Source organism: Kitasatospora sp. NPDC036934 (assembly GCF_055608425.1).
The window spans coordinates 28,812-50,393 of record NZ_JBVJQR010000007.1 but is presented as its reverse complement, the minus strand read 5'-3'; the positions used below and the strand labels follow the sequence as shown (position 1 = coordinate 50,393).

Below are 21,582 nucleotides of genomic sequence, written 5' to 3'. Positions count from 1 at the left end.
GCTCCCGACCCGGGAGACACGCACGAGGGCCCGCCGGTCACGAACCGGCGGGCCCTGTCACGTACGGCGGCGGGGTCAGATGCCCGCGGCCTCGGCGAGGTCGCGCTTGACGGCGGCGAGCAGCTCGGCGGCGCGCTCGCGGGCGCCGGCCAGGTCGGCGGCGCTCGCGACCGGGAGGACGACCTCCAGGTAGCACTTGAGCTTGGGCTCGGTGCCGGAGGGGCGGACCACGATCCGGGCCGAGCGGACGGCCTCGCCGGCCAGGTAGTAGCGCAGGCCGTCGGTGGGCGGCAGCTCGGCGGAGCCGGCCGCGAGGTCGTCGGCGCGGGTGACGGTCAGCCCGGCCAGCACGGTCGGCGGCTGCTCGCGCAGCCGGCGCATGGCGTCGGCGATCAGCGAGAGGTCCTGCACCCGGACGGACAGCTGGTCGGTGGCGTGCAGGCCGTGCTCCAGCGCCAGGTCGTCCAGCAGGTCGCTGAGCGTGCGGCCGGACCGCTTGAGCGTGGCCGCGAGTTCCGCGACCAGCAGGGCGGCGGTGATGCCGTCCTTGTCGCGGACGCCCTGCGGGTCGACGCAGTAGCCGAGGGCCTCCTCGTAGCCGTAGCGCAGGCCCTCGGCGCGGGAGATCCACTTGAAGCCGGTCAGCGTCTCCTCGTAGCCCAGGCCCGCGGCCTCGGCGATCCGGCCGAGCAGGGTGGCGGAGACGATGGTGGTGGCGAAGGTGCCCTCGGCCTTCTTGGCGACCAGCGCGGAGCCCAGCAGCGCGCCGACCTCGTCGCCGCGCAGCATCCGCCAGCCGGAGGTGCCGTTGCCGCTGCCCGCCGCGTTCCCGTGGACCGGGACGGCCACCGCGCAGCGGTCCGCGTCCGGGTCGTTGGCGATCACGATGTCCGGGCCGGCCGCGGCGGCGGTGCGGAAGGCGAGGTCCATCGCCCCCGGCTCCTCCGGGTTGGGGAAGGCCACGGTCGGGAAGTCCGGGTCGGGCTCGGCCTGCTCGGCGACCACGGTCGGCGCGGGGAAGCCGGCCCGGCGGAAGGCGGCGACCAGGGTGTCGCGGCCGACGCCGTGCATCGGGGTGTACACCACGTCCAGCTCGCGCGGGCTGTGCGCGTCGAGGATGCTGACGGCGCGGTCAAGGTAGGCCTCGATGACGTCCTCGCCGAGCACCTCCCAGCCCTCCTCGGCGCGCGGGACGTCGTCCAGCGAGCCGATCGCGTCGATCTCGGCGGCGATCCCGGCGTCGGCCGGCGGGACGATCTGCGAGCCGTCGCCCAGGTAGACCTTGTAGCCGTTGTCCTGCGGCGGGTTGTGGCTGGCGGTGACGGTCACGCCGGCGGCCGCGCCCAGGTGGCGGATCGCGAAGGCGAGCACCGGGGTGGGCAGCGGGCGCGGCAGCAGCGCGGCGCGCAGGCCGGCCCCGACCACGACGGCGGCGGTGTCCCGGGCGAAGTCGTACGACTTGTGGCGGGCGTCGTAGCCGATCACCACGAGGTCGCCGAGGCCCTGCTCCTTCACGTACGCGACCAGGCCGGCGGCGGCCCGGATCACCACGGCGCGGTTCATCCGCATCGGGCCGGCGCCGAGTTCGCCGCGCAGGCCGGCGGTGCCGAACTGGAGGCGGTCGGCGAAGCGCTCGGCGAGGTCCGACCAGGCGAGCTTGCTGTCCGTCTCGGCGTCCGGGCCCTCGGCCAGGGCCAGCAGGGCGGTCAGCTCCTCGCGGGTCTGCGGGTCGGGGTCCTCGGCCAGCCAGGTCCGGGCCCTGGCGAGGAGGTCGGGGTTGAGTGCCTGCGTCATGTTGGCTGCTCCATCGGGAGTGCGTCGGGGTGTCGGCCGGAGGGTTCCGCGCGAAGGGGGTGGAGAAGGGGTGCGCACATGCGGACGGGACCCGCCGGAGGGCGTGATCAGCGGATCACGCCGCCCGTGGGCCCCGTCGTTCATGATTCTGTGCCGCAGGCGTCAGATCCGCTCCAGGACCTTCGCCAGCAGCTCGCCCATGCGCTCGGCGGAGGCCTTGCCGGCCTCCAGGACCTCTTCGTGGTTGAGCGGCTCGCCGGTCATGCCGGCGGCCAGGTTGGTGACCAGGGAGATGCCGAGCACCTCGGAGCCGGCCTCGCGGGCGGCGATGGCCTCCAGGGTGGTGGACATGCCGACCAGCTCGCCGCCGATCACCCGGGCCATGTGGACCTCGGCCGGGGTCTCGTAGTGCGGGCCGCGGAACTGGACGTAGACGGCCTCGTCCAGGCTCGGGTCGACCTCGCGGCACAGCTCGCGCAGGCGCTTGGAGTAGAGGTCGGTGAGGTCGACGAAGTTCGCGCCGACGATCGGGGAGTCCGCGGTCAGGTTGATGTGGTCGCTGATCAGGACCGGCTGGCCCGGGGTCCAGCCCTGGCGCAGACCACCGCAGCCGTTGGTCAGGACGATGATGCCGCAGCCGGCCGCGGCGGCGGTGCGCACGCCGTGGACGACGGTGGCCACGCCGTGGCCCTCGTAGTAGTGGTTGCGGCCCAGGAAGATCAGGGCGCGCTTGTCGCCGATCTTCACCGAGCGGATCTTGCCGGCGTGGCCGGCCACGGCGGGGGCGGGGAAGCCCGGGAGGTCGGTGACCGGGAACTCGGCCACGGTCTCGCCCAGGGCGTCGGCGGCCGGCACCCAGCCGGAGCCCATCACCAGGGCGACGTCGTGCCGCTCGGCACCGGTCAGCTCGCGCAGGCGCTCGGCGGCGGCCTGGGCGGCGGCGTAGGGGTCGGCGGAGACGACCGACTGAGGAGAAGCGTTCACGGGTCCGAGGATAGACGGGTTTTGGCTACGCGCGTAGAAATTCAGCTGCGGCGTGCCGGATCGTTACCCGGTTGGCCCGAAAACACAGCTCGGTGGCCCTCTTCGAGCGACCGGCTTTGTTGATACGTACGGAAATCAGGTCGGTGATCAGCACGGCCGGCGGCGCAGGTCCATCACGTAGTCGTGCGGGGCCCCGGCGCTCTCGGCGGCGTCGGCGATCAGACCGAGGTAGCGCGCCGCCGGCAGGCCGCCCTCGTAGTCGTTGAGCACGTACGTCCAGACCTGGATGTCGCCGTCCAGGGTCTGCGCCCGCAGCTTGATCTTGCGGTAGATGCCGAGCTGGACCCCCTCCCAGCGGTCCAGGCCCTCCTCGTCCATCGGCGCGACGTCGTAGAGGGAGACGAAGACCTGCTCCTTCTCGTCCTCGACGACCGTGGCCAGCGAGCCCTCCCAACCGAGTTGCTCGCCACCGAAGGTGAGCCGCCAGCCGTCCAGCCACCCCGTGCCGCGGTGCGGGGAGTGCGGGGCTCGGCGGGTCATCTGCCGGGCATCGAGGTTGGTGGCATACGCGGCGTAAAGGGGCATGGGTGCAGAGTAGCCCGGTCGGCGCACGGGGCGGGGCCAGTGGACGAAGCTACGAGCGTGGACCCCGTTGTGGCGCCGCTCCCGGCGTGCGGGACAATGGGGTACGTGACTCGGATCGTGATCATCGGTGGCGGACCCGGCGGCTACGAGGCGGCCCTGGTGGCCGCTCAGCTCGGCGCGGAGGTGACCGTCGTCGACCGCGACGGTCTGGGCGGATCGGCGGTGCTCACGGACTGCGTTCCGTCGAAGACCCTGATCGCGACCGCGGAGGTGATGACCACCTTCGACAGCTCGTACGAGGAGCTGGGCATCACGGTCGACCAGGAGGGCGTCGCCGAGGACCGGAAGGTCATCGGGGTGGACCTGGGCAAGGTCAACCGCCGTGTGAAGCGCCTGGCGATCGCACAGTCCCACGACATCACCCAGTCCGTCACCCGCGCCGGGGTCACCGTGCTGCGCGGCCGGGGCCGGCTCGGCGCCGGCGGGCAGGCCGTGGACGGCTCCCGCGAGGTGCTGGTGGACGCCCCCGACGGCAGCGTGCAGTCGCTGCGCGCCGACGCGGTGCTGATCGCCACCGGCGCCCACCCGCGCGAGGTGCCGGACGCCCAGCCGGACGGCGAGCGGATCCTCACCTGGACCCAGGTGTACGACCTGGAGGAGCTGCCCCGCGAGCTGATCGTGGTCGGCTCCGGCGTCACCGGCGCCGAGTTCGCCGGCGCGTACCAGGCGCTCGGCTCCAAGGTCACCCTGGTCTCCAGCCGTGACCGGGTGCTGCCGGGCGAGGACCCGGACGCCGCCGAGGTGCTGGAGGACGTCTTCCGCCGCCGCGGCATGAACGTGATGAGCCGGACGCGGGCTGAGAGCGCCAAGCGGATCGGCGACCGGGTCGAGGTGACCCTCTCCGACGGCAAGGTGATCGGGGGCACCCACTGCCTGATGGCGGTCGGCTCGATCCCCAACACCGCGGAGATGGGCCTGGAGGAGGCCGGGGTCAAGCTCAACGACTGGGGCCAGATCCAGGTCGACCGGGTCTCCCGCACCAGCGCCCCCGGCGTCTACGCGGCCGGCGACTGCACCGGCGTCTTCATGCTCGCCTCGGTGGCGGCCATGCAGGGCCGGATCGCGATGTACCACGCGCTCGGCGACGCGGTGCAGCCGCTGAACCTCAAGACCGTGGCCTCCAACGTCTTCACCGACCCGGAGATCGCCACCGTCGGCTACACCGCCGCCGACGTGGAGTGCGGCAAGATGGACGCCGTCGTGGTCAAGCTGCCGCTGCGCGGCAACCCGCGGGCGAAGATGCAGGGCATCCGGGACGGCTTCGTGAAGCTGTTCTGCCGCCCCGGCACCGGCATCGTGGTCGGCGGCGTGGTCGTCGCCCCCCGGGCCAGCGAACTGATCCACCCGATCGCGCTCGCGGTGGACGCCAATCTGACGGTCGAACAGGTGGCCAGCGCGTTCACCGTCTACCCGTCCGTCTCCGGCTCGACCGCCGAGGCCGCCCGGCAGCTGCACATCCGCAAGCGGGTCGACGGCGAATCCTGAGCTCAGGCGCACAGTTGAGGGCGGCTGCCGATCGGCGGCCGCCCTTCGCGCAGGCATGATCGTCACCCGGACGGCGGGCGCAGTTCCGGGTTGTTGACGGCGCGTATTGTACGGTCACGCGCCGCTCTTGCGTGAGCAATTCCCGCTACCAGCTGCAAACGCCTGAAAGCAGACGGTCACGCAGGTTACCGTCGGTTCTGTGTTTGCAGCAGAACGTCGCCAGTTGATCCTCGAAATGGTGCGCGCCAACGGAGCGGTCTCGCTCCGGGAGTTGGCCCGCGTCGTCCAGACCTCCGAAGTGACCGTGCGCCGGGACGTGCGGGCGCTGGAGGCAGAAGGGCTCCTCGACCGCCGGCACGGCGGCGCGGTGCTCCCCGGCGGCTTCAGCCGCGAACCCGGCTACCCGCAGAAGACCCACCTGTCCGCGGCGGAGAAGAGCGCCATCGCGGACCTCGCCGCCGGCCTGGTGGAGGAGGGCGACGCGGTGGTGGTCGGCGCCGGCACCACCACCCAGGAACTGGCCCGCCGGCTGGCCCGGGTGCCCGGGCTGACGGTGGTCACCAACTCCCTGCTGGTCGCCCAGGCGCTGGCGCACGCCAACCGGGTCGAGGTGGTGATGACCGGCGGCACCCTGCGCGGCTCCAACTACGCCCTGGTGGGCAGTGGTGCGGAGCAGTCGCTGCAGGGGCTGCGGGTCACCAAGGCCTTCATCTCCGGCAGTGGGCTGACCTCCGAGCGCGGGCTGTCGACCGCGAACATGCTGTCCGCGAGCGTGGACCGGGCAATGGTGCTGGCGGCCGCCGAGGTCATCGTCCTCGCCGACCACACCAAGCTCGGCGCGGCCGGCATGTTCCAGACCGTCGCCACCGAGACCATCACCCGGCTGGTCACCGACGAGCAGGCCACCGCCGACGACGCCACCGCCCGCGAGCTGGACGCGCTCGCCGACTGCGGGGTGCAGATCGACCTGGCGCCGCTCGGGGCCGCACCCGGCGGGGACGCCCCGGTGCACGGCACCGGCAGCGGCCCGGTGCACCAGACCCAGCCCGGCCCGCTGGGCCGCCGTCCCGCCCCGCCGGGCGGCGCCCCGCTGCCCGGTCAGCGCCGCCCCGGGGCGCACGGCGGGCCGGTCGGCCCGGGCGGGATGCCGGTCCGGCTGGCCGAGATGGGCCTGCCGCGCGGGCGCTGAGCCCGGCGGCGAATCACAGCGGGCGAGCAAACCCTGGAAACACGACCGGTCCGCACCCCCCGAAGGGAGTACGGACCGGTCGAGGATTGACGGACCCGGCGTCAGCCGCCGGTCCGGATCAGTCCTTGATCTCGCACAGCGCGGCGCCACTGCTGACGCTCGCGCCCACCTCGGCCTTGAGGCCGACCACGGTGCCCGCCTTGTGGGCGTTCAGCGGCTGCTCCATCTTCATCGCCTCCAGGACCACGATCAGCTCGCCCTCGGCGACGACCTGGCCCTCCTCGACGGCGACCTTGACGATGGTGCCCTGCATCGGCGAGGCCAGGGTGTCACCGCTGACGGCCGAACCGGCCTTCTTGGCGCCCACCCGGCGCTTGGCCTTCGCGGCGCCCGTCGCACCGGCCGCCGGGGCCGCCGCGACGCCCAGCGAGGACGGCAGCGAGACCTCGATCCGCTTGCCGCCGACCTCGACGACCACGGTCTCCCGGGTCTCCGCCTCCTCGGCCTCGCCGGCCGAGCCCGCGAACGGCGGGATGGTGTTGTCGAAGTCGGTCTCGATCCAGCGGGTGTAGATCGTGAACGGCTCGTCGCTGCCGTGCACCTCGGGCGCGAACGCCGGGTCGGTGACGACCGCCTGGTGGAACGGGATGGCGGTGGCCATGCCCTCGACCTTGAACTCGCTCAGCGCGCGCCGGGCCCGCTCCAGCGCCTGCTTGCGGTCGCGGCCGGAGACGATCAGCTTGGCCAGCAGGGAGTCCCAGGCCGGGCCGATGACCGATCCGGTCTCCACGCCGGAGTCCAGGCGCACACCCGGGCCGGACGGCGGGGCGAACAGCGTCACGGTGCCGGGCGCGGGCAGGAAGTTGCGGCCCGGGTCCTCGCCGTTGATGCGGAACTCGAAGGAGTGGCCGCGCACCTCGGGGTCGCCGTAGCCGAGCTCCTCGCCGTCGGCGATCCGGAACATCTCGCGGACCAGGTCGATCCCGGTGACCTCCTCGGTGACCGGGTGCTCCACCTGCAGACGGGTGTTGACCTCCAGGAAGGAGATCGTGCCGTCCAGCGCGACCAGGAACTCGCAGGTCCCGGCGCCCTCGTAGCCGGCCTCCTTGAGGATGGCCTTGGAGGCGCGGTACAGCTCGGCGTTCTGCTCCGCGGTCAGGAACGGCGCGGGCGCCTCCTCGACCAGCTTCTGGTGCCGGCGCTGCAGCGAGCAGTCACGGGTGGAGACGACCACCACGTTGCCGTGCTTGTCCGCGAGGCACTGGGTCTCCACGTGCCGCGGATTGTCCAGGTAGCGCTCGACGAAGCACTCGCCGCGCCCGAAGGCGGCGACCGCCTCGCGCACCGCGGACTCGTACAGCTCCGGGATCTCCTCCAGGTTGCGGGCGACCTTCAGGCCGCGACCGCCGCCGCCGAACGCCGCCTTGATGGCGACCGGCAGGCCGTGCTCCCGGGCGAACTCGACGACCTCGTCGGCCCCGGAGACCGGGTCCGGGGTGCCGGCCACCAGCGGGGCGCCGGCGCGCTGGGCGACGTGACGGGCGGTGACCTTGTCACCGAGGTCGCGGATGGCCTGCGGCGGCGGGCCGATCCAGGTCAGGCCCGCGTCGATCACGGCCTGGGCGAACTCGGCGTTCTCCGACAGGAACCCGTAACCGGGGTGGACGGCGTCGGCGCCGGAGTCCTCGGCGGCCTTCAAGACCTTGGCGATGTCCAGGTAACTGGTGCCGGGGGTGTCACCGCCCAGCGCATAAGCCTCGTCGGCCGCGCGGACGTGCAGCGCATCCCGGTCCGGCTCGGCGTAGACGGCGACGCTGGCGATACCGGCGTCCGAGCAGGCCCGGGCGACGCGGACGGCGATTTCCCCGCGGTTGGCGATGAGCACCTTGCGCACTGTGGCTCCCTTCTTGAACCTCGTTGAGTTTATGGATTCCTGGGCGGTACCGGCGAGTAGCCCCAGGTTGTGAACTATCCCACACGCTCGGTGATGGGATTCCGGGCCCGCCCGACGGGGCCGACGGCGACTTCGCAGGTCGCGGCCGGTGCGGTCGTACCGGCCCGGTCGACGGTGGGTGACCGGGGGGCGGCGTGGCGGGTCGGTGGCGTGCAACACACCCTGCCGCGGCCCGCTCAAGCCACGGTCGTGCCGGTGGCCGTGCCGGTGGCCGTGCCGGTGGCCGAAGCGGCCGTCGGAGCGGTCGCGGCGGTCGCAGCGGCCGGGGGGCGGCGCAGGGCCTCGGCCGTGACGTCGGCGACCGGCTCGACCATGTCCGGTCCGTACGCCCCCGGGTTGACCACCCGCAGGACGAGCGCGAAGGTGCCGTTGCGGCCGTGCTTGCGGGCGAGTTCGCGGTGGTGCGAGACCAGGTAGCGGACGCCGGCCTGGTTGGCGGTGCCGGTCTGGCCGGAGATCAGGAACACCGGGCGGCCGCCCTCCGGGGTGGCGATCCGGGCCAGCAGGACGTGGGTGCGGTCGGGTTCGACGGCGAACTCCTGGCCGCCCACCGTGAGCACGTTGCCGCCCGGGCCGGGGCCGGAGGTGATCAGCACCCCGGGCAGGCCCCAGGCCAGGTGGGCGGCCATCCGCTCGTTGCTGACCGGACCGCCCAGGCACAGCTCGGTCTTGGTGCCCAGGCCGCGGTGCGCGGAGTCGTGGGCGACCAGTTCGGGCCGGGCGCCGCACTCCTCGACCAGCCCGGCCAGCCACATCAGGGCGTAGGCGTCCCGGCGGGTCACGGTGTTGGCGTGCGAGCCCGCCCCGACGCTGCGCGGCACCACGATCAGGCACTCACTGCCGGTCGGCAGTCCGAAGAACTCCCGTACCCGCTCGACCTTCCGGCGCCGCCGCAGGGCCTGGGCCAGCCAGCCGAGTCCGGCGCTGATGGCACTGGCCACCAGGCCGAGCACCACGTTGAGCACGTTGTCGGTCATCGCCGCGTTCCCCTCCCGGTTCGAACGCCGGTCAGCTTAGACCGACTGCCCGCTGCGGCAGGTCAGTTGGCCCACAGGTCCGTGATGCGGACGCCGAGGTCGGCGAGCAGTCGGCGCAGCAGCGGCAGGGAGAGGCCGATGACGTTGCCCGGGTCGCCGTCGATGCCGTCGATGAACGGTGCCGAGCGGCCGTCCAGGGTGAACGCCCCGGCCACGTACAGCGGTTCGCCGGAGGCGACGTAGGCGGCCACCTCCGCGTCGTCCGGGGTGCCGAAGCGGACGGTGGTGGAGGCGGTGGCCGAGGACTGCCGGCCGGTCGCGGTGTCGATCACGCAGTGGCCGGTGCGCAGCACCCCGGCCCGGCCGCGCATGGACTGCCAGCGGGCCAGCGCCTCGGCGGCGTGGGCGGGCTTGCCGAGGGCGAGGCCGTCCAGCTCCAGGACGGAGTCGCAGCCGATCACCAGCTCGCTGCCGGTCAGTTCGGCGGCGACGGCCTTCGCCTTGGCCTCGGCCAGGACGAGGGCGAGCTCGCCGGGGGTGGCGGCGGTGATGGCGTCCTCGTCGACGCCGCTGACCACCACGCGCGGGTCGAGCCCCGCCTGGCGCAGCAGTCCGAGGCGGGCGGGGGAGGCGGAGGCGAGGACGAGGGCGCGCTGGTCGGTCATGCCCACCAGGGTAGGGGGTGCTGGTATCCGCCGTTCGGGTGAACGGGTCAGGTGAAGTACCGGGTGACCATGATCAGGACGGAGCCCACCAGCACGATGGCGGCGAGCACCTTGCCGGCCCGCTGCATCCGTTCCTGCATGCGACGGGCTTCGGGCGAGGGCCCGTCCTCGGGGTCTGACCAGAGCACCCGTCCAGAGTGCGGTGCCGGTGGGTCAGGCCGCCTGAGTATCCGTACTCAGGTTTCGGGCCCAGGGGGCGGCATGGCGGGCGGCGGAGCGGGAGGTCGGGTGGGCCGACTTCCCGCTCCGCCGCCGGAGACGGAGCTAGTGCGCCCAGCCCGAGGTCCGCCAGGCGTTGACGCCCGGGTGGACGGTGGGGCGGAGCAGGCGGGAACGGTCGTTCCAGGGGGAGGCCGGGCCGGCACCGGCCAGGCGCGCCGCTTCGGCGGCGGCCTGCGCGGCGGCGGCCCGGGCCTGGACCACCGCCAGGACGGTGGCGAGCTCCTCGGGGGTCGGCTGCCCGTGCAGCACGTGGATCGGGGACATGGCTGGGTTCTCTCCCGAGAGGGTGGTGCCTACAGGGGGATGTTGCCGTGCTTCTTGGGCGGCAGCACCTCGCGCTTGCCGCGCAGCGCCCGCAGGCCCCGGACGATGTGCCGGCGGGTCTCGCTCGGGGCGATCACCGCGTCGACGTAGCCGCGCTCGGCGGCGAGGTACGGGTTCAGCAGGGTGTCCTCGTACGAGGCGATCAGCTCGGCCCGCTTCTCGTCGACGGTGCCGGCCGCCTGGGCCTCGGCGATCTCCCGGCGGTGCAGGATGTTGACCGCGCCCTGGGCGCCCATCACCGCGATCTGCGCGGTCGGCCAGGCCAGGTTGAGGTCGGCGCCCAGGTGCTTGGAGCCCATCACGTCGTACGCGCCGCCGAAGGCCTTGCGGGTGATCACGGTGATCAGCGGGACGGTCGCCTCGGCGTAGGCGTAGATCAGCTTGGCGCCGCGGCGGATGATGCCGTCCCACTCCTGCTCGGTGCCGGGCAGGAAGCCGGGCACGTCCACGAAGGTCAGCACCGGGATGTTGAAGGAGTCGCAGGTGCGGATGAAGCGCGCGGCCTTCTCGCTGGCGTTGATGTCCAGGCAGCCGGCCAGGTCCATGGGCTGGTTGCCGACGACGCCGACCGCGTGGCCCTCGACCCGGCCGAAGCCGGTGATGATGTTGCCCGCGTACAGCGGCTGGGTCTCCAGGAACTCGCCGTCGTCGACGATGTGCTCGATCACCTTGCGCATGTCGTACGGCTGGTTCGCCGAGTCCGGCACGATGGCGTCGAGTTCGAGGTCCTCGTCGGTGACCGTGAGGTCCGCCTGCTCGGGGTAGGACGGCGGGTCGCTCAGGTTGTTGGAGGGCAGGTACGACAGCAGGCTCTTGACGTACTCGATCGCCTCCTTCTCGTCCGTGGCCAGGTAGTGGGCGTTGCCGGACTTGGTGTTGTGGGTGCGGGCGCCGCCCAGCTCCTCCATGCCGACGTCCTCGCCGGTCACCGTCTTGATCACGTCCGGGCCGGTGATGAACATGTGCGAGGTCTGGTCGGCCATCACCACGAAGTCGGTGATCGCCGGGGAGTAGACCGCGCCGCCCGCGCAGGGGCCCATGATCAGCGAGATCTGCGGGATGACGCCCGAGGCGTGCACGTTGCGGCGGAAGATCTCGCCGTACAGGCCGAGCGAGACCACGCCCTCCTGGATCCGGGCGCCACCGGAGTCGTTGATGCCGATGACCGGGCAGCCGGTCTTCAGCGCGAAGTCCATCACCTTGACGATCTTCTCGCCGAAGACCTCGCCGAGCGAGCCGCCGAAGACGGTGAAGTCCTGGGCGAAGACGGCGACCTGACGGCCGTCGACGGTGCCGTAGCCGGTCACCACGCCGTCGCCGTACGGGCGGGTCTTCTCCTGCCCGAAGTTGGTCGAGCGGTGCCGGGCGAACTCGTCGAACTCCACGAAGGAGTCCTCGTCCAGCAGCTCCACGACCCGCTCGCGCGCGGTCTGCTTGCCCTTGGCGTGCTGCTTCTCCACGGCCTTGGACGAGCCGGAGTGCACCGCCTCGTCCAGCCTGCGCCGCAGGTCGGCGAGCTTGCCGGCGGTGGTGTGGGGGTCGTACGGCGCCTCGGTCATCCGGTGGCTCTCCCTGATCATCGGCCGCGACCTGTTCGAGTGCGCGCGGGCCGGGATCGGGGGCTCGCGCACGAGGGCAGGGCGGCGCTGCGAACTACCGCTGCGTAGCGTAGCCAGCGCGAAGGGCGATGCGGCTGTCCTGGCGTTATGGCCATCGACACAGTGTGTCAACGAGCGTTCTGCGGGACGATGGGGCGGACTGCGCCTCTGTGGTCCGTCCTGCCGCGGGCCCGTCCTGGTCCTAGGGTGGCCACCATGACCGCACCCGAGACCCCCCGCCGCAGCGGACTGCGCGGCTTCGGCCGTACCGGACCGTCCCCCTGGACCGACCTGGACCGGCCGCCGCTGGACCAGGCGGCGCTGCGCCGCGAACTGGTCGTCCCGGGCGGGCTCTGGACCTCGCTGGACGTCGTCGCCGAGACCGGCTCGACCAACAGCGACCTCGCCGAACGGGCCCGCGCCGGCGCCCCGCAGGGCACCGTGCTGATCGCCGAGGCGCAGAGCGCCGCCCGCGGCCGGCTGGACCGGCAGTGGACCGCCCCGGCCCGCTCCGGACTGTTCACGTCCTTCCTGCTGCGCCCCGAGGAGGTGCCGGTCGAGCGGTACGGCTGGCTGCCGATCCTGGTCGGGGTGGCCGTCGCCAGCACCCTCGACCGGGTGGCCGGGGTCGAGGTCGGGCTGAAGTGGCCCAACGACCTCCAGACGGAGATCGACGGCGCGGAGCGCAAGCTCGGCGGCATCCTCACCGAACTGAGCGGCGGCGCCGTGGTGGTCGGGACGGGCCTCAACGTCTCGCTGCGCGCCGCCGAACTACCCGTCCCCACCGCCGCCTCGCTCGCGCTGGCCGGCGCCACCACCACCGACCGCTCCGTCCTGCTGCGCGCCCTGCTGCGCGAGTTCGCCGGGCTGTACCGGGAGTGGACGGCCGCCGCCGGCGACCCGCACACCAGCGACCTGCTGCGCGCGTACGTGGACCGCTGCAGCACGCTCGGCCGCCGGGTGAAGGTGCACCTGCCCGGCGACCGCGAACTGGTCGGCGAGGCGGTGGCGATCGACGGGGACGGGCGCCTGGTGGTGCGCACCGCCGACGGCGCACGCCGGGCGGTCGGCGCGGGGGACGTGGTCCACGTCCGCCCCGAGCCGCGCTGAACGGCACTCTTCACCTCTCCTTGACTCGGGCGGATGCTCCGGATCACGCGATTCCGTGCGAACATTCCACCTGGCAGGTGTGAGGCGCGCCACTGTCCGCCCGGGTGGCGGGCGGTGCGCCCGGACAGGTAGGACACGAGGCAAGTGCGGCGACCGCACGGGGACGGACCGGTGGCAGAGGACGGCAGCGGAGCGGCGGCGGGCAACCACGACCCCATGGTCGCGCTCGAACTGGAACGCCTGATCCTGGACGCGCCACGCCGCTACACCCCGTACCAGGCCGCGCGCGCCGCCGACGTCCCGATGGAGCTGGCCACCCGCTTCTGGCGCGCCATGGGCTTCCCCGACATCGGCCAGTCCCGGGCCCTCACCGACGGCGACGTGATCGCGCTGCGGCGCCTGGCCGGCCTGGTCGAGTCCGGACTGCTCAGCGAGTCGATGGCGATCCAGGTGGCCCGCTCCACCGGCCAGACCACGGCCCGGCTGGCCGGCTGGCAGATGGACACCTTCCTGGAGAACCTCACCCAGGCCGTCGAGCCCGGCCTCACCCGCGCCGACGTCGCCTACCCGCTGGTCGAGCTGTTGCTGCCGGAGCTGGAGCAGTTCCTGGTGTACGTCTGGCGGCGCCAGCTGGCCGCCGTCACCGGCCGGGTGGTGCAGGCCGCCGAGGACCACGAGATCACCAGCGGTCGGCTCGCGGTCGGCTTCGCGGACCTGGTCGGCTTCACCCGGCTGTCCCGGCGGCTGGAGGAGGAGGAGCTCGGCGAGCTGGTCGAGACCTTCGAGAACACCTGCTCCGACCTGATCGCCGGCCAGGGCGGCCGGGTGATCAAGACCCTCGGTGACGAGATCCTCTACGTCTCCGAGGACCCGGCCACCGCCGCCGAGATCGCGCTCAGCCTGATCGACGCGCTCGCCGAGGACGACAGCATTCCGGCGCTGCGGGTCGGCATGGCCTTCGGGACGGTCACCCAGCGGATGGGCGACGTCTTCGGCACCACGGTCAACCTGGCCAGTCGGCTCACCTCCATCGCGCCCAAGGACGCGGTGCTGATCGACGGCGAGTTGGCCGCGGCGCTGGAGCAGAACGGCAGCGTCGCGCCGGCCGACTCGGAGGGGCCCGGCCTGGCGGAGGCGCTGTCGGTGGCGGCCGGGATGCCGGCCTCCGGGCTGCCGGTGCCGGGGCCGGACACGGGGGCGCGGTTCCACCTCCAGCCGATGTGGCGTCGGCCGGTGCGGGGGCTGGGGCTGGTGGAGCCCTGGCTGCTGTCGCGGCGGATGAAGCCGGAGTAGACGGCGCCGGAGTAGATGGAGCCGGAGCAGCGGCCGGGCCCCGAGGCTTCGGCGGTGGGCCGCTCGGACGGGTGCCGAACGGTTGAAGACCGTACGGTTCGGTGCGGTTCCATCCGGGCAAACGGGGCATAACCGAACGAACTCGCCATAGTCTTGGTGCAAGCGGCCGGACGGGTGCGGCCGACCGGTGGGGGCCCGGCAGGGCCGGGCACAGGGAGCGAGGCGATCCGGTGAGCAGTGAGGCGATCATGACGGGCCGCGGCTGCGACTGCGAGAGCCCGCACCACTGCGACCCGCTGCCCGACCTGCGACTGCAGTCGGTGGTCGAACTCGCCCAGGACATGGCCGGGGCGCTCACCCCGCTGGAGGCCGTCCGGGCCGCCGCCACCCGGGCCACCGAGGCCCTCGGCGCCACCATGGCCGCCGTCTCGGTCTGGGACCGCGAATCCGGCCGGCTGCGGGTGCTGGTCAACCACGGCGAACTCGCGCCCGGCGAGGAGGAACTGCCGGAGGACGAGTCGTACCCCGTCGCGGACTTCCCGGAGATCGTCACCTACCTGGAGGAGCGCTGGACCACCGGGCGCCTGCCGCGTGCCTGGCTGCAGACCGCCGAGAACGCCGAACCGCGCACCGGGCACGTCCACCCGACCGCCGGCGCGTACTGCCAGGAACGCGCCGCCGCGCTGCGCCGGCGCGGCCGGGCCTGCTGCGTGGTCGCACCGATCGTGCTGCACGGACAGGCCTGGGGCGAGCTGTACCTCGCCCGGTCCACCGGCATGCCCGCCTTCACCGACGCCGACGCCGACTACGCGACCCTGCTCGCCGCCCAGGTCTCGGCCGGCCTCGCCCAGACCGAACGCCTCGCCGACCTGCGCAAACTCGCCTTCTCCGACCCGCTCACCGGCCTCGCCAACCGGCGCGCCGTCGACGCCCGGCTGGAGAGCGCGCTGGAGGCCCACAACCGCGACAACACCGTGGTCTCGCTGGTGGTCTGCGACGTCAACGGCCTGAAGCGGGTCAACGACCAGCTCGGCCACGAGATGGGCGACCGGCTCCTCGAACGCTTCGCCCACCAGTTGTCCCTGGCCGCCGCCAAACTGCCCGGCAGCCTCGCCGCCCGGCTCGGAGGCGACGAGTTCTGCCTGCTCGCGGAGGGCCAGAAGGCCGACGAGGTGGTCGCCGTCGCCGAGGAACTCTGCGCACGGGCCCTCGCGCTCGCCGAGGGCGAGGGGGTCGCCTGCGGGGTCGCCTCCACCGGCGACTCCATCGGACCGGTCACCACCCCCGACCGGCTCTTCCGACTCGCCGACGCCGCCCAGTACCGGGCCAAGGCCGCCCGCGCCGCCCACCCCGTCGTCGCCGGACGCAGCCACGGGCCCGGCTTCGCACCCGACCCCACCGTGCTGCTCGCCGACGCCGCCGACCCGCACCACCGCGCCGACGGGCGCCGCGGGCCCGCCGGCCGGGCCGGCACCGGCGACCGGCGGCGGTTCCGCGGCGCCGCCCACAGCGCCGACCCGGGACAGCTGCTCACCGCCGTCCTCGCCGCCCTCGACCGGGCCGCGGCCGCCCGGGCCGTCCACCCGGCCGACACCCTCGGCAAACTGGTGGTCGTCGCCGAGACCTCCGCCCGGCTGCTCGACGCGGTCGGCTGGTGGGTCTCGTACGTCCCGCCCGGCTCCCAGCTGATGCGCACCGCCCAGCACGCCGTCTACCGGATGACCAGTGGGCCCAGCAGCAGCCGTGCCGAGACCCAGCGCGCCCAGATCGAGGCCCCCGACGCCGTCTTCGACCTCCGCCACTACCCGATGACCCGCCGGGCCGTCCGCGGGGGCTCCTTCTCGCTGCGCGCGGGCGCGGCGGGCAACGACCCGGCGGAGGAGGCGATGCTGGTCGTCTCCGGCTACCGCGGGATGGTCGCGGCGGGCGGGCAGAACGCGGGGGGTGGGTGGTTGGTGGAGCTCTTCGCCGACGACGCGACTCTGCCGCTCGGGCAGGTCGTCCATGCGATGCGGGCTCTGGTGGCGGTGGCGTTGGCGGGGGCGGCTTCGGCTCCGGGGCTGTGAGGGCCGCTGCGCGGGGCTGTTGTGTGGGTGGGCTTTCGGGAGGGTGGGTGGTGCCGGGGGCGGTTCCGGGGGTGGGCGCTCCGGGGGCTGGGTGATTTTCGGACCGCCGACCCTCATCGCGCGGGGTGCTCGTCGTTGGCGGTCTGAAAATCACCCGTCACGCCCCTCTCCGCACCCACCCCCTCCACCGCCCCCTCCCGCAGCGCGTCCCTCTCGCCTGGGGCGGGTGGGAGGGGGAGGTGGAGGGAGGTGGGGGGTGCGGAGAGGGGGCGGGTGAGTGCGGGTGGGGTCGGGTGAGTGCGGGTGGGGGTGAGTGCGGGTGGGCTTGGGGGGTGGGGGTGTTGTGGGGGCTTCGCCCTGCGTGTCCGCTGGGAGGGGTGGGGTGCGGGGGTCGGTGATGTGCTGGTTCGGTGACCGGGGTGTCGCGGGTGGGTCGCGGTCGGGTGGGTGGGGTGTCGGGGTGGGGTGGGTGGTGGGAAGGTGACGGGGGTGGATCGGGGAGTGGGGGGTCGGCGGTGGCCGGACGGTTGGTGGGTGCGGTGGTGACCGGGGTGCTGGTGCTCGGGGGTGGGGTGGTGGCGGCCGGTCCGGCGGCGGCGGTGCCGGTGGTGCGGGTGGCGGGCCATCCGGGGGCGGTGGCTTCGGGGGCGACCGGGCCGGCGGCCGTGCGGACGGCGCCGGCGCGGGTGAAGCAGGTGCGGGCCGGGCTGCGGGCGCACCAGATCACCGATCACACGGCCTCGCGCCGCACCCGTAAGGCTCGGCGCAGCGTGGTCGGCCGGGCGATGGACGCGGTGTTCGGCCGGGTGGTGCTGGTGGTGCTGGTGGTGCTGGTGGTGCTGTTGGTGGCGGTGCTGGTGGTGGTCGCGCTCAGGCGCCGGAGCGGACGCTAGGGCCCGTCGTGGTGGGGGCGAGGGCGCGGAGGAAGGCGTCGACGAGGCGGTCGGCGTGGTCGTGGGTGAGTGGGCCGAGCCGGTACTGCCAGCGGTAGTAGAGCGGGCCGTAGACCAGTTCGATGGCGAGGTCGAGGTCGGCGTCGGGGGCGAGCTGGCCGGCTTCGCGGGCGGTGCGGAGACGGTTCCGGGTGATCTCCAGCAGGGGGTCCAGCAGGCGGGTGCGGTACTCGGCGTGCAGCGCCGGGTCGTTGAGGATCTCGGCGATGATGGCGCGGTAGGTGCGGTCGGCGCCCGGGTCGGTGAGCTCGTCGCTGGTGGGGCGTAGGACGGCCCTCAGGTCGGCGGCGAGGTCGCCGGTGTCGGGGAGGGTTAGGCCGCCGTCGCGCTGGTTGACGGCGAGGAAGGCGTCGAAGACGACGGCGCCCTTCGAGGGCCACCACCGGTAGATGGTCTGCTTGCCGACGCCGGCCCGGGCGGCGATCGCCTCGATGGTCAGCTTGCTGTAGCCGATCTCGGTGACGAGTTCGGTGGTGGCGGTGAGGACGGCGGCGCGGGCGCGCTCGCTGCGCCGGGCGGGGTCGGGGGCGGTTCTGGGGGCCATGTCGGAAATTGTATGCGCGAACGCGAGACGAGACGTATCGTGTCGTCGTAGCAATGGCGAGACGGTTCGTCTCGTCTCGTTTTTCTCCGGAGGTGCGCATGACTCGTTCCGCCCACGTTCTGATGGTCTCCATCCCGGCCCACGGGCACGTCAATCCCAGCCTGGCCGTGGTCACCGAGCTGGTCGCCCGGGGCCACCGGGTCAGCTACGTCAACGCCGACTCCTTCCGGGAGACCGTCGAGTCCACCGGTGCCGCGTTCGTCCCGTACCCGTCGACACTGCCGCTCACCGACGACCCGGCCGGCTGGGCGATGGACCCGGTGGCGCTCCAGGAGCTGTTCCTGGACGACGCGCTCGCCATGTGGCCCGTGCTGCTGGAGCGCTTCGGCGACGGCGCGGACCGCCCCGACCTGGTGCTCTGCGACATCGCCGGCTTCGCCGGGCGGGCGCTCGGTGAGCGGCTGGGCGTGCCGGTGGTGCAGCTGTCGCCGACCTATGTCGGTTGGGAGGGCTTCGAGGAGGACTACCCGGAGGTCTTCGAGGCGATCCGCACGGCTCCCGGCGGGCCCGAGCACTACCGGCGGTACGCCGACTGGCTGGCCGAGGCAGGCGCCGTGCAGCGGGACGTGGAGGCCTTCAAGGGCCGCCCGGAGCGCGCCGTCGCGCTCATCCCGCGCGCCCTGCAGCCGAACGCGGACCGGGTGGACGAGCGGCGGGTCACCTTCGTCGGGCCCTGCTTCTCGGACCGCGGCCACCAGGGCACTTGGCAGCGGCCGGTCGGCGCCGGGAAGGTGCTGCTGGTCTCGCTGGGCTCCGCCTACACCAATCAGCCCGCGTTCTACCGGGCCTGCATCGAGGCGTTCGGCGGCCTGCCCGGCTGGCACACCGTGCTGCAGGTCGGCCGGCACACCGATCTGGCGGAGCTGGGCGAGGTGCCGGACTCGGTGGAGGTGCACCGCTGGGTGCCGCAGCTGTCGGTGCTCGCCCAGGCGGACGCCTTCGTCACCCACGCCGGCATGGGCGGCTCCAGCGAGGGGCTGTTCCACGCCGTGCCGATGATCGCGGTGCCGCAGGGCGTGGACCAGTTCGCCAACGCGGACGCCCTGGTCGGCCTCGGTGTGGCCCGGCGGGTGGACACCGACGCGGCCACCCCGGAGGCGCTGCGCGGTGCGCTGCTGGAGCTGGTCGGGGACGCCGGGGTGGCCGAGCGGCTGTCGGTGCTGGCCGCAGCCGGCCGGGCCGAGGGCGGCACCGCGCGGGCGGCGGACCTCATCGAGGCCGAGTTGAAGGGGTGAGGCCCGGGGTTGTGGGGGAGGGTGGGCACCGGGGGTCGGTTGAGCAGGACCCCCGGTGGAGCGGCTCGGATCGGGGCGTCCGAGAATCCGGATGGCGAGCAGCTGTTGTCATATCTTCATTCACCTGGTGTGATTGTGTATATGGATATGCACAGTGCTGTGGTCCCCGACGCTCCGCTGGTCCAGGTCGGCAAGGCCGACGTCAGCGCGGAGGACGTCCTGGCCGTCGCCCGGGGTAACGCCCGGGTCGAGATCGGCCCCGACGCGCTCGCCGAGATGGCGGCCGCCCGCGCGCGGATCGACGCCCTCGCGGCCGAGCCGCGCCCCGTCTACGGCGTGTCGACCGGTTTCGGCGCCCTCGCCGTCCGGCACATCAGCCCCGAACTGCGCGCCCAGCTGCAGCGCTCGCTGGTGCGCTCGCACGCGGCCGGCATGGGCCCGGCCGTCGAGCGCGAGGTGGTCCGCGCGCTGATGTTCCTGCGGATGAAGACGCTGGCCTCCGGCCGCACCGGCGTCCGCCCGGTGGTCGCGCAGACCATGGCCGCCCTGCTCAACGCCGGCATCACCCCGGTCGTCCGCGAGTTCGGTTCGCTCGGCTGCTCCGGCGACCTCGCGCCGCTGTCGCACTGTGCGCTGGTGCTGATGGGCGAGGGCACCGCCACCGGCCCCGACGGCGTGGAGCGGCCGGTCGCCGAGCTGCTCGCCGCCGCCGGCATCGAGCCGGTCGAGCTGCTGGAGAAGGAGGGCCTGGCCCTCATCAACGGCACCGACGGCATGCTCGGCATGCTCGTGATGGCCATAGCCGACCTGCAGCGGCTGTTCACCACCGCCGACATCACCGCCGCGATGACCCTGGAGGCGCTGCTCGGCGCCGAGAAGGTGCTCGCCCCCGAGCTGCACGCCCCGATCCGCCCGCACCCCGGCCAGGCGCTGAGCGCCGCCAACATGCTCGCCGTGCTCAAGGACTCCGGCCTCACCGGCCACCACCACGACGACGCGCCGCGGGTCCAGGACGCCTACTCGATCCGCTGCGCCCCGCAGGTCGCCGGCGCCGGCCGGGACACCCTGGCGCACGCCCAGCTGGTCGCCTCGCGCGAGCTCGCCGCCTCGGTGGACAACCCGGTGGTGCTGCCGGACGGGCGCGTGGAGTCCAACGGCAACTTCCACGGTGCGCCGGTCGCGTACGTGCTGGACTTCCTCGCCATCGCCGCCGCCGACCTCGGCTCGATCTCGGAGCGCCGCACCGACCGCCTGCTGGACCAGGCCCGTTCGCACGGCCTGCCCGCCTTCCTGGCCGACGACCCGGGCGTGGACTCCGGGCTGATGATCGCCCAGTACACCCAGGCGGCGCTGGTCAGCGAGAACAAGCGGCTCGCCGTCCCGGCCTCGGTCGACTCGATCCCGTCCTCCGCGATGCAGGAGGACCACGTGTCGATGGGCTGGTCGGCCGCCCGCAAGCTGCGCCAGGCCGTCGACAACCTCGGCCGCATCCTGGCCGTCGAACTCACCGCCTCGGCCCGCGCGCTGGAGATCCGTCAGCAGGCCGACTCGGCCGTCCGGATCGCTCCGGCCACCGCGGCCGCGATGGCCGCCGCCCGCGAGGCGGGGGTGGGCGGCGCCGGCCGGGACCGCTTCCTCTCGCCGGACCTGGAGGCCGCCGCCGCGCTGGTCGCCACCGGCGACCTGGTGCGGGCGGTGGAGCGGGTCACCGGACCGCTGGCCTGACGTGCCCCCGGTGCGGGGCGGCCGTCGGCCGGGACGTGCCGTGCGGGTCCGACCGGGATCCGTGCGGCACGCCTCAGACCGGCCGGTCTCAGTCCCAGTCGCTCCGCGGCCGGCGCTCCTCCCGGTCGCGGCGGTTGCCCAGCGCCGCGGCGAAGTTGACCCCGACGATGCCCGCCCAGCAGGCCAGCAGCCCGGCGAAGCCGCCGCCGGCGGGGTTGCTCGCGATCGCGGTCAGCGGGATGCCCAGGGCCAGCGAGACCACCGCCAGCTTGTTGCCGGAGCGGTTGGGGGACCAGCCGCGGCGGGGGCCGCGGTCCCGGTGGTGGTGGGACGGCTCGTAGTCGTCCAGCCGCGCGGCCACCGAGCGCTCCACCCGGGCGTCCAGGCGGGCGTCGAGGCGCTTCATGAACGAGTCGACGAGCTCCTCCTCGTACTCCTTGCCTAGCTCCTTGCGGGCCTGAAGGGTGGCGTCGAGGTCGCGCCGCAGGTCGTCCTGGCGAGTGTCCATGCCAGTAGCGTGGGGCCGCCGCGCCACCCGGTCCATCCGTTCGCGGGGGGAATCCGGGCGGGCTCAGGGAGAAATCAGGGTTACCCCGAGGGTTGTGCTCCGGTGTCCGCCCCGGCGTCCGTCCCGCTGTCCGATCATTGGGACGTCTCATCCGGCGTCCCGCCGTACGAGACGTCTTTGCCAGGCGCGAC

Annotated in this window: 18 protein-coding genes and 1 pseudogene; 8 read left to right on the top strand and 11 right to left on the bottom strand. The window is 73.5% G+C overall.

Annotation, left to right across the window (positions count from 1 at the left end):
- Positions 1 to 75: 75 nt before the first annotated feature.
- The 3 genes from ACZ7BZ_RS12330 to ACZ7BZ_RS12320 form a co-directional block, all read right to left on the bottom strand.
- A complete protein-coding gene (locus tag ACZ7BZ_RS12330; RefSeq protein ID WP_380458006.1) occupies positions 76 to 1,794 on the bottom strand; it encodes a phospho-sugar mutase in 1,719 nt (572 codons plus the stop codon).
- A 162-nt stretch (positions 1,795 to 1,956) separates the two neighbouring features.
- Complete coding sequence (locus ACZ7BZ_RS12325; RefSeq protein WP_380458008.1) at positions 1,957 to 2,778, bottom strand: purine-nucleoside phosphorylase; 822 nt, start codon at positions 2,776 to 2,778, stop codon at positions 1,957 to 1,959.
- Positions 2,779 to 2,925: 147 nt separating this feature from the next.
- Positions 2,926 to 3,363 (bottom strand): gamma-glutamylcyclotransferase family protein, encoded by a 438-nt coding sequence (locus tag ACZ7BZ_RS12320; protein WP_380458010.1) that lies wholly within the window; start codon positions 3,361 to 3,363, stop codon positions 2,926 to 2,928.
- A 96-nt stretch (positions 3,364 to 3,459) separates the two neighbouring features.
- Here ACZ7BZ_RS12320 and ACZ7BZ_RS12315 point away from each other — a divergent pair, with 96 nt between their 5' ends.
- Positions 3,460 to 4,908 (top strand): NAD(P)H-quinone dehydrogenase, encoded by a 1,449-nt coding sequence (locus tag ACZ7BZ_RS12315; RefSeq protein ID WP_470358316.1) that lies wholly within the window; start codon positions 3,460 to 3,462, stop codon positions 4,906 to 4,908.
- Between the two features lie 235 nt (positions 4,909 to 5,143).
- Positions 5,144 to 6,097, top strand: coding sequence for a DeoR/GlpR family DNA-binding transcription regulator (locus tag ACZ7BZ_RS12310; protein WP_470358461.1), 954 nt, complete (start codon positions 5,144 to 5,146; stop codon positions 6,095 to 6,097).
- A 118-nt stretch (positions 6,098 to 6,215) separates the two neighbouring features.
- Here ACZ7BZ_RS12310 and ACZ7BZ_RS12305 read toward each other — a convergent pair whose 3' ends face one another.
- From ACZ7BZ_RS12305 to ACZ7BZ_RS12280, 6 genes are all read right to left on the bottom strand, one after another.
- Positions 6,216 to 7,991 (bottom strand): acetyl/propionyl/methylcrotonyl-CoA carboxylase subunit alpha, encoded by a 1,776-nt coding sequence (locus tag ACZ7BZ_RS12305; protein ID WP_470358315.1) that lies wholly within the window; start codon positions 7,989 to 7,991, stop codon positions 6,216 to 6,218.
- A gap of 236 nt (positions 7,992 to 8,227) precedes the next feature.
- Positions 8,228 to 9,028: a hypothetical protein gene (locus ACZ7BZ_RS12300; RefSeq protein WP_470358314.1), complete on the bottom strand. Its 801-nt coding sequence runs from the start codon at positions 9,026 to 9,028 to the stop codon at positions 8,228 to 8,230.
- Between the two features lie 62 nt (positions 9,029 to 9,090).
- Positions 9,091 to 9,693 carry a nucleoside triphosphate pyrophosphatase gene (locus ACZ7BZ_RS12295; protein WP_470358313.1) on the bottom strand — a complete coding sequence of 201 codons (603 nt, stop codon included), beginning with the start codon at positions 9,691 to 9,693 and terminating at the stop codon, positions 9,091 to 9,093.
- 47 nt (positions 9,694 to 9,740) lie between these two features.
- A complete protein-coding gene (gene mmpB / locus ACZ7BZ_RS12290) occupies positions 9,741 to 9,881 on the bottom strand; it encodes a morphogenic membrane protein MmpB (RefSeq protein ID WP_380458019.1) in 141 nt (46 codons plus the stop codon).
- 136 nt (positions 9,882 to 10,017) lie between these two features.
- Positions 10,018 to 10,239, bottom strand: coding sequence for an acyl-CoA carboxylase subunit epsilon (locus tag ACZ7BZ_RS12285; protein ID WP_470358312.1), 222 nt, complete (start codon positions 10,237 to 10,239; stop codon positions 10,018 to 10,020).
- 29 nt (positions 10,240 to 10,268) lie between these two features.
- Positions 10,269 to 11,858, bottom strand: coding sequence for an acyl-CoA carboxylase subunit beta (locus ACZ7BZ_RS12280; RefSeq protein ID WP_470358311.1), 1,590 nt, complete (start codon positions 11,856 to 11,858; stop codon positions 10,269 to 10,271).
- A gap of 255 nt (positions 11,859 to 12,113) precedes the next feature.
- Here ACZ7BZ_RS12280 and ACZ7BZ_RS12275 point away from each other — a divergent pair, with 255 nt between their 5' ends.
- The 4 genes and pseudogenes from ACZ7BZ_RS12275 (at position 12,114) to ACZ7BZ_RS12260 (ending at position 17,259) form a co-directional block, all read left to right on the top strand.
- Positions 12,114 to 13,007: a biotin--[acetyl-CoA-carboxylase] ligase gene (locus ACZ7BZ_RS12275; protein ID WP_470358310.1), complete on the top strand. Its 894-nt coding sequence runs from the start codon at positions 12,114 to 12,116 to the stop codon at positions 13,005 to 13,007.
- A 216-nt stretch (positions 13,008 to 13,223) separates the two neighbouring features.
- Positions 13,224 to 14,300 (top strand): adenylate/guanylate cyclase domain-containing protein, encoded by a 1,077-nt coding sequence (locus tag ACZ7BZ_RS12270; protein ID WP_470358460.1) that lies wholly within the window; start codon positions 13,224 to 13,226, stop codon positions 14,298 to 14,300.
- A gap of 248 nt (positions 14,301 to 14,548) precedes the next feature.
- Positions 14,549 to 15,772 (top strand): annotated as a pseudogene (locus ACZ7BZ_RS12265) (GGDEF domain-containing protein); the annotation flags it as partial.
- Positions 15,773 to 16,881: 1,109 nt separating this feature from the next.
- Positions 16,882 to 17,259: a hypothetical protein gene (locus tag ACZ7BZ_RS12260; RefSeq protein WP_470358309.1), complete on the top strand. Its 378-nt coding sequence runs from the start codon at positions 16,882 to 16,884 to the stop codon at positions 17,257 to 17,259.
- On the opposite strand, the gene ACZ7BZ_RS12255 is transcribed toward ACZ7BZ_RS12260, so the two are convergent.
- The gene (locus ACZ7BZ_RS12255; RefSeq protein WP_470358308.1) at positions 17,237 to 17,863 is read right to left on the bottom strand and encodes a TetR/AcrR family transcriptional regulator; all 627 of its coding nucleotides are present in this window, start codon (positions 17,861 to 17,863) and stop codon (positions 17,237 to 17,239) included. The genes ACZ7BZ_RS12260 and ACZ7BZ_RS12255 overlap by 23 nt on opposite strands.
- A 53-nt stretch (positions 17,864 to 17,916) precedes the next feature.
- Here ACZ7BZ_RS12255 and ACZ7BZ_RS12250 point away from each other — a divergent pair, with 53 nt between their 5' ends.
- Together ACZ7BZ_RS12250 and hutH are read left to right on the top strand one after the other, a co-directional pair.
- Positions 17,917 to 19,158, top strand: coding sequence for a macrolide family glycosyltransferase (locus ACZ7BZ_RS12250; RefSeq protein ID WP_470358307.1), 1,242 nt, complete (start codon positions 17,917 to 17,919; stop codon positions 19,156 to 19,158).
- A gap of 147 nt (positions 19,159 to 19,305) precedes the next feature.
- A complete protein-coding gene (gene hutH, locus ACZ7BZ_RS12245) occupies positions 19,306 to 20,883 on the top strand; it encodes a histidine ammonia-lyase (RefSeq protein ID WP_470358459.1) in 1,578 nt (525 codons plus the stop codon).
- An 88-nt stretch (positions 20,884 to 20,971) separates the two neighbouring features.
- Here the strand turns inward: hutH and ACZ7BZ_RS12240 are convergent, their stop codons facing one another.
- Positions 20,972 to 21,391 carry a hypothetical protein gene (locus ACZ7BZ_RS12240; RefSeq protein WP_470358306.1) on the bottom strand — a complete coding sequence of 140 codons (420 nt, stop codon included), beginning with the start codon at positions 21,389 to 21,391 and terminating at the stop codon, positions 20,972 to 20,974.
- Positions 21,392 to 21,582: the final 191 nt, after the last annotated feature.

Coding starts and splice junctions, on each gene's coding strand:
- ACZ7BZ_RS12330 (WP_380458006.1), bottom strand. CDS start 1,794: ATGACGCAGGCACTCAACCCCGACCTCCTCGCCAGGGCCCGGACCTGG.
- ACZ7BZ_RS12320 (WP_380458010.1), bottom strand. CDS start 3,363: ATGCCCCTTTACGCCGCGTATGCCACCAACCTCGATGCCCGGCAGATG.
- ACZ7BZ_RS12315 (WP_470358316.1), top strand. CDS start 3,460: ATGGGGTACGTGACTCGGATCGTGATCATCGGTGGCGGACCCGGCGGC.
- ACZ7BZ_RS12310 (WP_470358461.1), top strand. CDS start 5,144: ATGGTGCGCGCCAACGGAGCGGTCTCGCTCCGGGAGTTGGCCCGCGTC.
- ACZ7BZ_RS12300 (WP_470358314.1), bottom strand. CDS start 9,028: ATGACCGACAACGTGCTCAACGTGGTGCTCGGCCTGGTGGCCAGTGCC.
- ACZ7BZ_RS12295 (WP_470358313.1), bottom strand. CDS start 9,693: ATGACCGACCAGCGCGCCCTCGTCCTCGCCTCCGCCTCCCCCGCCCGC.
- ACZ7BZ_RS12285 (WP_470358312.1), bottom strand. CDS start 10,239: ATGTCCCCGATCCACGTGCTGCACGGGCAGCCGACCCCCGAGGAGCTC.
- ACZ7BZ_RS12280 (WP_470358311.1), bottom strand. CDS start 11,858: ATGACCGAGGCGCCGTACGACCCCCACACCACCGCCGGCAAGCTCGCC.
- ACZ7BZ_RS12275 (WP_470358310.1), top strand. CDS start 12,114: ATGACCGCACCCGAGACCCCCCGCCGCAGCGGACTGCGCGGCTTCGGC.
- ACZ7BZ_RS12270 (WP_470358460.1), top strand. CDS start 13,224: ATGGTCGCGCTCGAACTGGAACGCCTGATCCTGGACGCGCCACGCCGC.
- ACZ7BZ_RS12255 (WP_470358308.1), bottom strand. CDS start 17,863: ATGGCCCCCAGAACCGCCCCCGACCCCGCCCGGCGCAGCGAGCGCGCC.
- ACZ7BZ_RS12250 (WP_470358307.1), top strand. CDS start 17,917: ATGGCGAGACGGTTCGTCTCGTCTCGTTTTTCTCCGGAGGTGCGCATG.
- hutH (WP_470358459.1), top strand. CDS start 19,306: ATGCACAGTGCTGTGGTCCCCGACGCTCCGCTGGTCCAGGTCGGCAAG.
- ACZ7BZ_RS12240 (WP_470358306.1), bottom strand. CDS start 21,391: ATGGACACTCGCCAGGACGACCTGCGGCGCGACCTCGACGCCACCCTT.